Source organism: Micromonospora sp. NPDC051296, from assembly GCF_040682255.1.
GTDB classification, from domain to species: domain Bacteria; phylum Actinomycetota; class Actinomycetes; order Mycobacteriales; family Micromonosporaceae; genus Micromonospora; species Micromonospora craterilacus.
Map to the genome: position 1 here is coordinate 1 of NZ_JBFBAO010000237.1, position 11079 is coordinate 11079.

At 71.8% G+C, this 11079-nt stretch carries 13 protein-coding genes and 1 pseudogene; 12 read left to right on the forward strand and 2 right to left on the reverse strand.

Annotated elements, in window-relative coordinates; translation table 11 throughout:
- From AB0M52_RS22680 to truA, 9 genes and pseudogenes are all read left to right on the forward strand, one after another.
- A pseudogene (locus AB0M52_RS22680) lies at window positions 1-357 on the forward strand (DUF1707 domain-containing protein); the annotation flags it as partial.
- Between the two features lie 467 nt (window positions 358-824).
- Window positions 825-1046 (forward strand): translation initiation factor IF-1, encoded by a 222-nt coding sequence (infA, locus tag AB0M52_RS22685; RefSeq protein ID WP_007073013.1) that lies wholly within the window; start codon window positions 825-827, stop codon window positions 1044-1046.
- Window positions 1047-1136: 90 nt separating this feature from the next.
- Window positions 1137-1250 carry a 50S ribosomal protein L36 gene (rpmJ, locus tag AB0M52_RS22690; protein WP_012184307.1) on the forward strand — a complete coding sequence of 38 codons (114 nt, stop codon included), beginning with the start codon at window positions 1137-1139 and terminating at the stop codon, window positions 1248-1250.
- Window positions 1251-1462: 212 nt separating this feature from the next.
- Entirely contained in the window at window positions 1463-1843 is a 381-nt protein-coding gene (gene rpsM / locus AB0M52_RS22695; protein WP_013735933.1) for a 30S ribosomal protein S13, read from the forward strand.
- Window positions 1844-1975: 132 nt separating this feature from the next.
- Window positions 1976-2383 carry a 30S ribosomal protein S11 gene (gene rpsK / locus AB0M52_RS22700; protein ID WP_007073011.1) on the forward strand — a complete coding sequence of 136 codons (408 nt, stop codon included), beginning with the start codon at window positions 1976-1978 and terminating at the stop codon, window positions 2381-2383.
- A gap of 14 nt (window positions 2384-2397) precedes the next feature.
- Complete coding sequence (rpsD, locus tag AB0M52_RS22705) at window positions 2398-3024, forward strand: 30S ribosomal protein S4 (protein WP_363956978.1); 627 nt, start codon at window positions 2398-2400, stop codon at window positions 3022-3024.
- A gap of 96 nt (window positions 3025-3120) precedes the next feature.
- On the forward strand, window positions 3121-4143 hold the full coding sequence (locus AB0M52_RS22710; protein ID WP_013735931.1) for a DNA-directed RNA polymerase subunit alpha: 1023 nt from the start codon (window positions 3121-3123) through the stop codon (window positions 4141-4143).
- A 34-nt stretch (window positions 4144-4177) separates the two neighbouring features.
- Window positions 4178-4738, forward strand: coding sequence for a 50S ribosomal protein L17 (gene rplQ, locus AB0M52_RS22715; protein ID WP_363956981.1), 561 nt, complete (start codon window positions 4178-4180; stop codon window positions 4736-4738).
- A gap of 71 nt (window positions 4739-4809) precedes the next feature.
- Entirely contained in the window at window positions 4810-5640 is an 831-nt protein-coding gene (gene truA / locus AB0M52_RS22720; RefSeq protein ID WP_363956984.1) for a tRNA pseudouridine(38-40) synthase TruA, read from the forward strand.
- Between the two features lie 42 nt (window positions 5641-5682).
- On the opposite strand, the gene AB0M52_RS22725 is transcribed toward truA, so the two are convergent.
- Window positions 5683-6858 carry a hypothetical protein gene (locus AB0M52_RS22725; protein ID WP_363956987.1) on the reverse strand — a complete coding sequence of 392 codons (1176 nt, stop codon included), beginning with the start codon at window positions 6856-6858 and terminating at the stop codon, window positions 5683-5685.
- 128 nt (window positions 6859-6986) lie between these two features.
- Here AB0M52_RS22725 and AB0M52_RS22730 point away from each other — a divergent pair, with 128 nt between their 5' ends.
- Genes AB0M52_RS22730 through AB0M52_RS22740 form a run of 3 tightly spaced genes read left to right on the forward strand, consistent with a single transcriptional unit; the run spans window position 6987 to window position 10307 of the window.
- A complete protein-coding gene (locus tag AB0M52_RS22730; RefSeq protein WP_363956989.1) occupies window positions 6987-7592 on the forward strand; it encodes a methyltransferase in 606 nt (201 codons plus the stop codon).
- A 56-nt stretch (window positions 7593-7648) separates the two neighbouring features.
- Window positions 7649-9337: an ATP-binding cassette domain-containing protein gene (locus AB0M52_RS22735; protein ID WP_363956992.1), complete on the forward strand. Its 1689-nt coding sequence runs from the start codon at window positions 7649-7651 to the stop codon at window positions 9335-9337.
- Between the two features lie 19 nt (window positions 9338-9356).
- The gene (locus AB0M52_RS22740) at window positions 9357-10307 is read left to right on the forward strand and encodes an aldo/keto reductase (RefSeq protein WP_363956997.1); all 951 of its coding nucleotides are present in this window, start codon (window positions 9357-9359) and stop codon (window positions 10305-10307) included.
- Between the two features lie 65 nt (window positions 10308-10372).
- Here the strand turns inward: AB0M52_RS22740 and AB0M52_RS22745 are convergent, their stop codons facing one another.
- A complete protein-coding gene (locus AB0M52_RS22745) occupies window positions 10373-10891 on the reverse strand; it encodes a hypothetical protein (protein WP_363956994.1) in 519 nt (172 codons plus the stop codon).
- Window positions 10892-11079: the final 188 nt, after the last annotated feature.

An 11079-nucleotide genomic window follows, 5' to 3' on the forward strand; every position in this document is an offset into this window, starting at 1 on the left:
CGCACGTACGCCGAGTTGGACGCGCTGGTGGGGGACCTGCCGGCGTCGGGCGCGGTGGCGCCGGCGCAGGGGGAGGCCGACGGGCGATCGCCGGTGCTGCCCGACGGCGGGCGCGGGGTGACCGCCCGCTGGCTGGTCGAGGTGTGGGAGCCGTGGCTCAAGGTCGTCGGCATCGTGTCGGCGATCTGGGTGTTCACCTCGTTGGCGGCCGGCGAGATGCTGTACTTCTGGCCGGGCTGGGTGGCCGGCCCCTGGGGCGCGGTGGTGCTGGTGCGTACCGTCACCGGCCTCGCCACGGGTGAGCCCCGGCGGTGGGCGGCCGACCGGGAACGCCGCCGCCAGCGGCGGGCGGAGAAGCGGGCGCTCAAGCGGGAGCGCAAGGCCCTGGCCGGGCAGGAACCCGACGCGATCGGCGGTACGGGCACCGACGGGGCGACCGACGCGATCGACACCGACAGGACAACCGGCGCGAACGGCACCGACGGAGCAACCGGCGCGAACGGTAGCGGCGGGGTGGCTGGCGGCGGGTCGCAGGCCACCGAGGCGGGTGCCGGCGAGCAGGTGCGACGCCCGGACCAAGGCAGTCTGGGCTGAACGTCCCGTTTGCCCGACGCGTTGACGGCAGGTAGCCGGTCGGTTTGGCGACGACGCGCAGGCGGGCGTACACTTTCTGATCGGCGCACAGCGTCCACTCCGCCATGCCCACCAAGCGCTTCGGTGGGACGCGGGGCCGCGGCTGGCGCGGGAAATCTGATCTCGATCAGGCACCCCGTGTAAGACGTTGTGAGCCGTCCGGAGCAACCGACGTCAGGACAGCGGAGGACATGCCGAAAAAAGACGGAGCCATCGAGATCGAAGGTCGGGTCATCGAGCCCCTGCCGAACGCCATGTTCCGGGTGGAGCTCGCCAACGGCCACAAGGTGCTGGCTCACATCAGCGGCAAGATGCGGCAGCACTACATCCGCATCCTGCCGGAGGATCGGGTCGTCGTCGAGCTCTCGCCGTACGACCTGACCCGCGGGCGCATCGTCTACCGCTACAAGTAAGCCTGACGGCGGCCGGGAACGTCCCGTGTCCGTCTTCGACGTCCGGTGTCGCACCTCGTGACGCCGGGCCAGATGGGAAGTAAGGCAACCGTGAAGGTCAAGCCGAGCGTCAAGAGGATCTGCAACAAGTGCCGGGTGATCCGCCGGCACGGCCGGGTCATGGTCATCTGCACCGACCCGCGCCACAAGCAGCGCCAGGGCTGAACCAGCCCCACATCACACATGCTCGTCCCAGCCGCGAGCGGTGCGCAGCGCGTACTTTCTCGTGGTTGACCCCCGGTCGGAGGCCGGGGCCCGCTCGGGCAGCGGCCGATCCCGGTCGCCGGCGCAGACTCGCGCCGGAAGGACGGGACGGTCGGTAGCGGGGTGGGACGGGTCCACACCTCCGCAGCACACCACAAGGAGCACGCCCGCACATGGCACGTCTAGTCGGCGTTGATCTCCCCCGCGAGAAGCGGCTGGAGATTGCGCTCACCTACATCTTCGGCGTGGGTCGCACCCGCGCCCTGGAGACGCTCGCTGCCACCGGTATCTCGCCGGACAAGCGCGCCCGGGACCTCACGGACGAGGAGCTGGTCCAGCTCCGTGACCACATTGAGGCCAACTACAAGGTTGAAGGTGACCTGCGCCGCGAGGTCGCCGCAGACATCCGCCGCAAGGTCGAGATCGGCTGCTACGAGGGCATCCGGCACCGCCGGGGCCTGCCCGTTCGTGGCCAGCGGACCCGTACCAACGCGCGGACCCGCAAGGGCCCGAAGCGGACGGTCGCCGGCAAGAAGAAGCCCGGCAAGAAGTAGTAGTTCTTAAACCGGAATTCTGGTCGTTCTCCGTCGAGGTAGGCCGGGCTCCAACCGGAACCGGTGTCTACGCAATCGACGGGGCGAAGAGCCAGAACCGATCGAGAACCAAATTCAGGAGCGCACAGACTTATGCCACCGAAGGCTCGTGCCGGAGCCGCTGTCAAGAAGGTCCGGCGCAAGGAACGCAAGAACGTCGCCCACGGGCAGGCGCACATCAAGAGCACCTTCAACAACACCATCGTGTCCATCACGGACCCGACCGGTGCCGTCATCTCCTGGGCCTCCGCGGGCCAGGTCGGCTTCAAGGGTTCCCGCAAGTCGACCCCGTTCGCCGCGCAGTTGGCCGCCGAGGCCGCCGCGCGTCGGGCCATGGAGCACGGCATGCGCAAGGTCGACGTGTTCGTCAAGGGTCCCGGCTCCGGCCGGGAGACCGCCATCCGTTCGCTGCAGGCGGTGGGCCTGGAGGTCGGGCAGATCTCCGACGTCACCCCGCAGCCGCACAACGGATGCCGTCCGCCGAAGCGTCGCCGGGTCTGAGAGGTTAGAGAGAGATGGCTCGTTACACCGGTGCTGACTGCCGCCGTTGCCGGCGGGAGAAGATGAAGCTGTTCCTCAAGGGCAGCAAGTGCGATGGCCCGAAGTGCCCGTTCGAGTCCCGGCCGTTCCCGCCCGGGCAGCACGGCCGCGGCCGCACCAAGGAGACGGAGTACCTGCTCCAGCTCCGTGAGAAGCAGAAGGCCCGCCGCGTCTACGGCGTGCTGGAGAAGCAGTTCCGCGGTTACTACGAGGAGGCCGTGGCCAAGCAGGCCAAGACCGGTGAGGTCCTCCTGCAGATCCTCGAGTCGCGGCTGGACAACGTGGTCTACCGGGCCGGTTACGCGCACTCGCGTGACATGGCGCGCCAGCTGGTCAAGCACGGTCACTTCACGGTGAACGGCAAGAAGGTCGACATCCCGTCGTACCGCGTCAAGGAGCACGACATCATCGAGGTCCGGGGTAAGAGCAAGGAGCTCACCCCGTTCATCGTGGCGCAGGCTCAGGCCGGCTCGCGGACGGTCCCGGCGTGGCTGGAGGCCATCCCGAGCCAGATGAAGATCCTCGTGCACTCGCTCCCGAGCCGCCAGGTGATCGACACCCAGGTTCAGGAGCAGCTGATCGTCGAGCTCTACTCCAAGTAAGGGCTCGTTGCGGTGGCCCGCCTCGCGAGGCGGGCCACCGGAACACTTTGTGTCGTGGGCGTCATATAGCGGGCGCCCCGGAAGAGAAGAGAAGACATGCTCATCAGCCAGCGACCGACCCTCTCCGAGGAGTCGATCAACGAGACCCGGTCCCGGTTCACCATCGAGCCGCTGGAGCCGGGCTTCGGCTACACCCTGGGCAACTCGCTGCGGCGTACGCTGCTGTCGTCCATCCCGGGTGCGGCGGTCACCTCGATCAAGATCGACGGTGTGCTGCACGAGTTCACCACGATCCCCGGCGTCAAGGAGGACGTGGTCGAGCTCGTCATGAACATCAAGGAGCTGTGCGTCAGCTCCGAGCACGACGAGCCGGTCAGCATGTACCTGCGCAAGCAGGGCCCGGGCGACGTGACCGCCGGTGACATCCAGCCCCCGGCCGGTGTCTCGGTGCACAACCCGGACCTGAAGCTCGCCACCCTCAACGGCAAGGGCCGGCTCGACATGGAGCTGACCGTCGAGCGGGGTCGGGGCTACGTCACGGCGGCGCAGAACAAGCAGGCGGGCGCGGAGATCGGCCGGATCCCGGTCGACTCGATCTACTCGCCGGTGCTCAAGGTGACGTACCGCGTCGAGGCGACCCGCGTCGAGCAGCGGACCGACTTCGACCGGCTGATCATCGACGTCGAGACCAAGCCGTCGATGGGGCCGCGTACCGCGCTGGCCTCGGCCGGCTCGACGCTGGTGGAGCTGTTCGGGCTGGCCCGGGAGCTGGACGAGACCGCGGAGGGCATCGACATCGGCCCGTCCCCGCAGGACGCGCAGCTGGCGGCGGACCTGGCCCTGCCGATCGAGGAGCTGGACCTGACCGTCCGCTCCTACAACTGCCTCAAGCGCGAGGGCATCAACTCCGTTGGTGAGCTCATCGGGCGTACCGAGGCCGACCTCCTCGACATCCGCAACTTCGGTCAGAAGTCGATCGACGAGGTCAAGATGAAGCTCGCCGGGATGGGTCTGGGGCTGAAGGACTCGGCTCCGAACTTCGACCCGGCGCACGTCGTGGACGCCTTCGGTGAGGCCGACTACGACACCGACGACTACCGCGAGACCGAGCAGCTCTAGTCCGCGCTGCCGCCACACCTGAGGAGCACCAAGCATGCCCACGCCCACCAAGGGCCCCCGCCTCGGCGGCAGCCCCGCGCACGAGCGGCTGATGCTGGCCAACCTGGCCACCGCGCTGTTCCAGCACGGCAAGATCAAGACCACCGAGACCAAGGCCCGGCGGCTGCGTCCGCTCGCCGAGCAGCTCATCACCAAGGCCAAGCGGGGCGACCTCGCCTCGCGCCGGCGGGTGGCGGGCGTCGTGAAGGACAAGGACGTGGTCTACGGCCTGTTCGACCAGATCGCGCCGCGGTACGCCAACCGTCAGGGTGGCTACACCCGGATCGTGAAGACCGGCCCGCGCAAGGGTGACAACGCGCCGATGGCGATCATCGAGCTGGTCGAGGAGCTGCAGGTCACCGAGCCGAAGGCGAACAAGAAGACCGCCGCTCGCAAGGCCGCTGCCCAGCAGGACAAGGTCGAGGCGCTCGCCCCGGCCGAGGAGACCCCGGCGTCGGCCCAGGCCGACCAGGACTCCGAGGCGCCGGTGTCGGCGACCGGTGACACCGCCGCCGCCCGCGAGGACAGCGACGAGGCCACCGAGAACAAGGCCTGAGCAGAGGCAACCATCGTCGGGCCCGGCATCCTCAGGGGTGCCGGGCCCGACGCGGTTTACGGAGGTACGAGGTGGACGAGCGGACCCGGCTGCGCCTGGAGGTCGCGTACGACGGCACGGACTTCTCCGGCTGGGCGGCCCAGCCGGACCGGCGTACGGTCGCCGGCGTGCTGGTCGAGGCGCTGGAACTGGTGCTCGGCAACGGCACCGCGAGCGGGCTGACCGTGGCCGGTCGCACCGACGCCGGGGTGCACGCCACCGGGCAGGTCTGCCACCTCGATCTGCCCACCGAGGTCTGGACGGCGCATGAGGGCAGGCTGCTGCGCCGGCTGGCCCGGCTGCTCCCGGGGGACGTGCGGGTCCGGGCGATGAGCGCGGTACCGGCCACCTTCGACGCCCGCTTCTCGGCCACCTTCCGGCGTTACGAGTACCGGGTCACCGACGCCGCGTGGGGTGCCGATCCGCTGCGCCGGCACGAGATCCTGGCCTGGCCCCGCCCGCTCGACCTCGACCGGCTCGGTGCCGCCGCGCTCGGCCTGGTGGGGGAGCACGACTTCGCCGCGTACTGCCGGCGCAAGGAGAACGCCACCACGCTGCGCGAGGTGACCCGGCTGGACTGGCGGCGGGACGCCGACGGGATTCTGGTCGCCACCGTGCAGGCCGACGCGTTCTGCCAGGCGATGGTGCGCAGCCTGGTCGGCGCGATGCTGGTCGCGGGCGACGGGCGCCGGCCGGTGGACTGGCCGGCCGGCCTGCTCACCCGGCGGGAGCGGTCCAGCGAGGTGACCGTGGCGCCGGCGCACGGGCTGACCCTGGTGGCGGTCGGCTACCCGGACGATCCCGCCGAGTACGCCCGCCGGGCCGAGGCGACCCGACGGCTGCGGGTGCCGGCCGACGCCTGACCGCCTCGACCGGCCCCCGAGCGTCGGTCAGTCCCGGGTGGACTAGTCCTGGCTACCGCTTCGGTCGCTGGGTCCTGCGGTCGGCTGGCTGGCGGTCCCGCCGTCGGCCCGGCGCTCCAGCACGCCTTGGTTCAGGTGCAGTTCGAGCATGTCGAAGAGGATCTCGCGGACGGTTGTGTCGCCGGAGCGGATCGTCGCCCCGTCGGCGCGGGCCACCACGGCGTACGCGAGGTAGTGGCCGCGTACCTGCCAGCCGACCCGGGCCGCGGCGGTGGCGATGGCCTCGGTCCCCTCGCCCGCGGACATGCCGCGGAACCGGCCCTGCCGTTCGTCGAGCAACTGGCGGATCCGGTCCCGGGCCCGCTCGGCGCTGGACCGGTCGGCCAGGTTGAACAGCCCCGCGGTGACCAGATGTTCCCCGTCGGGCGCGCGCAGGGTGGCCCGGACGGCCTGGTTGCAGCCGAGCCGAACCAGCAGGTCACCGACCTCGCCGGTGGCGGCCACCGCGCAACTGGCGCTGGACTGGCTGCGCAGCACTTCGTACCCGGACCGGCCGTCACCGACCGCCAGCCGGTCGCTGGGGAAGACCTCACGGGCGGTCAGTGGCGCCTGGTCGGTGTCCCGGGAGTCGAGGTCGCTGGCGTCGGCGGGCGTGATGCTGCGGGTGGTTTCCGGCGCGGCGCTGGGCGCCGCCTGCTGGCCGGTCAGCTGCCTTCCGTCGAGCAGCGCGGCGGCGGCGAGGCCGCCGATGGCGAGCAGCACCAGCACGGCGGCAGCGCCGATCAGTACCTGCCAGGCCCGGCCACCACCCCGCCTCGGCGGCGGCGCGACGGTGGTGGCGGGCTCGAGCGGCGCGGCCGGGACCGGCTCGTGCGGCGGCACCGGCTCCTGCGGTGCCGGCTCGTACGGAGGTGCCGGCTCGTACGGAGGCGCGGGTTCGTACGGCGGTACCGGTGCCCGCGGTGCCGCCGCCGGGCCGGCCACGACGACCGGCTCGTACGGCGGTACCGGCTCCTGCGGCGGTGCGGGGGGCGGCGCGGCGGCCGGTGCCGCCGAGGGCACCATGATCTGGTTGGGGCGGGGCAGCGACGGCGTGGGGAAGCGCGACGGGGACGGCCCGGCCGGCGGCGGCGGGCCGGTCGTGGGTGACTGCCCGTCGGGCTGGCCCGGCCGGTACTGGACGTACGGGTCCTCATCGGAGTCGTACCGATACACCATGCCGTTCAGGGTAGGGATGTTTATCCCTTTAGTGGGTAAATTCGGAAAAACCTGGCGTCCATCGTGTCGTGTCGTCCTGCCACTCCCGTCCCGCCAGGCGGATCTGGCCCGATGCGAGAATGGCCGACGTGACCGGGGACCACTACTTCACCGCCGAACCCAGCGCGCCCGCCCAGCCACGCGAGGTGCAGTTCACCGTCGCCGGCCGCGAGTACGCCCTGGCCTCCGCGGCCGGCGTCTTCTCGGCGACCCGCCTCGACCCCGGCAGCGCCGTGTTGCTGCGTAAGGCCGAACTGCCGGGCCCCGCCACCACCGGCGCGCTGCTCGACCTCGGCTGCGGCTTCGGCCCGATCACCGGCGTGCTGGCGACCGTCGCGCCCGCAGCGACCGTCTGGGCGGTGGACGTCAACGAGCGGGCGCGGGAACTCACCGCCGCGAACGCGGCTCGGCTCGGCGTCGGAGCCCGGGTGCGGGTGGCGGCACCCGAGGAGGTGCCTGCCGACCTCGACTTCGCCCAGATCTGGTCGAACCCGCCGATCCGCGTCGGCAAGGACGAGCTGCACCAGCTGCTTCGGACCTGGCTGCCCCGGCTGGCTCCGGACGGGGTGGCCTGGCTGGTGGTGGCCCGCCACCTCGGCGGCGACTCGCTGCACCGCTGGTTGGTCGACCAGGGCTGGCAGGTCGGGCGGCACGCCAGCCAGAAGGGCTTTCGCGTGCTCCGCGTCACCCGGTGACCTCCTCGGCGCGGTAATCGGTTGGCCGGCCGGCCGGGCTCCGGCAGGATGCCCGCGTGGGATACGTGGACGTGGCGGCGGTCGGGTACGTCCTGCCGGACGGGCGGGAACTCTTCGCCGACGTGTCGTTCCGGGTCGGCGAGGGTGCCAAGGTGGCGCTGGTCGGGCCGAACGGCGCCGGGAAGACGACGCTGCTGCGGATGGTCGCCGGTGACCTGCCGGCACCGACCGGCGCGATCGCGCGTACCGGCGGATTGGGCGTGATGCGCCAGTTCATCGGCATGATCGGCGACGAGTCGACGCTCGCCGACCTGGCGCTCTCGCTGGCCCCGCCGGCGCTGCGCGACGCCGGCCGCCGGCTGGCCGAGACCGAGGCGGCCATGCGGGCGGCCGAGCTGCGCGGCAAGTACAGCACCGCCGCCGGCAAGGCCCAGCTGGCGTACGCGGACTCCCTCGCCGCCTGGGGCGAAACCGGCGGGTACGACGCCGAGGTGCTCTTCGACACCGTCGCCACCATCGTCCTCGACCTGTCCTGGGACATCGCCCGGCAGCGGCCGGTCCGCACCCTCTCCGGTGGACAGCAGAAACGCTTCGCGCTCGAACTGCTGCTGCGCGGCCCCGACGAGGTGCTGCTGCTCGACGAGCCGGACAACTTCCTCGACGTGCCCGGCAAGCGCTGGCTGGAGGCGCGGCTGCGGGAGTCCGGCAAGTCGGTGCTCTACGTCTCGCACGACCGGGAGCTGCTGGCACATACCGCCGACCGGGTGGTTGCGGTGGAGGGCGGCAGCGCCTGGGTGCACCCGGGCGGCTTCGCCAGCTGGCACGCCGCCAGGGTGGCCCGGCACGACCGCCTCGACGAGCTGCGCAAGCGGTGGGACGAGGAGCACGAGAAGCTGCGTGAGCTGATGCTGATGTACAAGCAGAAGGCCGCGTACAACTCGGGAATGGCTTCGCGGTATCAGGCCGCGCAGACCCGGCTGCGCAAGTTCGAGGAGGCCGGGCCGCCGCCCGTACCGCCGAAGGACCAGGACATCCGGATGCGGCTGACCGGCGGGCGGACCGGCAAGCGCGCGCTGGTCTGCGAGCAGCTGGAGCTCGACGGCCTGACCTACCCGTTCGACCTGGAGGTGTGGTACGGCGACCGGGTCGCGGTGCTCGGTGCCAACGGCACCGGCAAGTCGCACTTCCTGCGCCTGCTGGCGCGCGGCGGGACGGATCCGGATCCGGCGAACGGCCCGGTCGACGCCGGGGCGGCGCTCGCGCCGGTGGCGCACGACGGGACGGCCCGGCTCGGCGCGCGGGTCCGCCCCGGCCACTTCTCGCAGACCCACGACCGGCCGGAGCTGATGGCGAAGACGCTGGTCGAGATCCTCTGGCGGGGTGACGAGCACCGGGCCGGCATGGACCGGCACGCGGCGATGGCCGCGCTCAGCCGGTACGAGTTGGCCGGGCAGGGCGACCAGCGGTTCGGCACCCTCTCCGGCGGTCAGCAGGCCCGCTTCCTGGTGCTGCTGCTGGAGCTGTCCGGGGCGACCCTGCTGCTGCTCGACGAGCCGACCGACAACCTCGACCTGGCCTCGGCCGAGGCGCTGGAGGCGGGACTCGCCGCGTTCTCCGGGACGGTGGTGGCGGTGACCCACGACCGTTGGTTCACCCGGAGCTTCGACCGGTTCCTGCTGTTCCGCGGTGACGGTGAGGTGGTGGAGACGCCCGAGCCGGTGTGGGAGGTCGGGCGGTCGACATAGGGTTGATCTCGTGACTGAGATGACCTATCGCCGGCTGGGCGACTCCGGGCTCGTGGTGTCCGTCGTGGGGATCGGCTGCAACAACTTCGGCCGCAAGCTCGACCTCGACGGCACCCGCGCGGTGGTCGACGCCGCCCTCGACGTCGGGATCAACTTCTTCGACAGCGCCGACATCTACGGCGAGCCGCACGGGGCGTCGGAGGCGCAGCTCGGCGCGGCCCTCAAGGGGCGCCGGGACGACGTGGTGGTGGCGAGCAAGTTCGGCATGTCGATGGGCGGCGGCAACGGCCGCGACTTCGGGGTACGCGGCTCGCGGCGGTACGTGATCCGCGCGGTCGAGGCGTCGCTGCGCCGGCTGGACACCGACTACATCGACCTGTACCAGTTCCACGAGCCCGACCCGGGCACCCCGATCGACGAGACGCTTTCCGCCCTGGACGACCTGGTCCGCGCCGGCAAGGTGCGCTACCTGGGCAACTCCAACTTCGCCGGCTGGCAGATCGCCGACGCCGAGTGGACCGCGAAGACCCGGGGCCTGACCCGGTTCATCAGTGCGCAGAACCACTACAGCCTGCTCAACCGGGACGCCGAGATCGAGGTGCTGCCCGCGTGCGAGCGGTTCGGCCTCGGCATGCTGCCGTTCTTCCCGCTGGCCAACGGGCTGCTCACCGGCAAGTACAAGCGCGGCGAGGCGCCGCCCGCGGGCAGCCGGCTCGCCGGTGGCGGCCGGTACGCACAGCGCCTCGCTGCCGCCGACTGGGACACCATCGAGGCCATCGAGGCGTACGCCGCCGAGCGCGGGGTGTCGATGCTGCACGTGGCCATCGGCGGGCTGGCCGCCCAGCCGGCGGTGACCTCGGTGATCGCCGGCGCCACCACGCCCGAGCAGGTGCGCGCCAACGCCGAGGCCGGTGCCTGGCAGCCCATCGCCGAGGACCTCAAGGCGCTGCGCGCGGTGCTCGACCGGTAACGCCGAACGGCCCGGCACCCGCCGTGGAAACGGTGGATGCCGGGCCGCTGTGGCGTCGGCCGGGCCTACGACGGGTTGCGGCGTCGGCCCAGCAGCGGCGCGGTCAGCGCCACGACGACGAGCACGGCCACGCCGACCGCGACCGTCCACCACCATCCGGGCGCGTCGCCGTTGCCGGCGGACCGATCCGCCTGCGCCGACGGCGCGTCCCGGGTATCGGCGACCGGAGCCAGCGACGGGGTCTGCGCCGGGCGGGACTCCACCTCGGCGGTCGCCACGCCGACGTGCGGTGCGGGCGCGGTCACCCGCACCTTCCAGGAGCCGGGCGACAGGATCGGGCCGGTGGTGTAGAAGCCCTGCCCCTCGGCCGCCGGTTCCAGTTGCAGCGGGCCGACCGTGCGGCCCTCCGAACCGGAGGCGGTGAGGGTCAACCGCACCAGCTTGTCCAGGCGGTGTCCGTCGGCGTACACCGCCTGGATGGTGACCCCGTCGGCCCCGTCACCGGCCACCGTCAACTTGAGCTCGTCGCCATGCGCCGCGGCCGGGGCCGCGGCGAGGACCGCCAGGAGCAGTCCGGCGAGCACGGCGGCGACCGCCTTCCGGGTACGCGTCGTGCCGCGCCCGGTGGGCCGGCTACCGCGACGGACAGGTCGACATCGAGACCGGCGCCCGCACGGTGCGGTGCCTACCCGGCGACCCGGACTGGCGGGAACTGGCCGCGCTGGTCACGATCATGCTGCTCGGGCACTGGCAGGAGATGAAGGCGATCGGC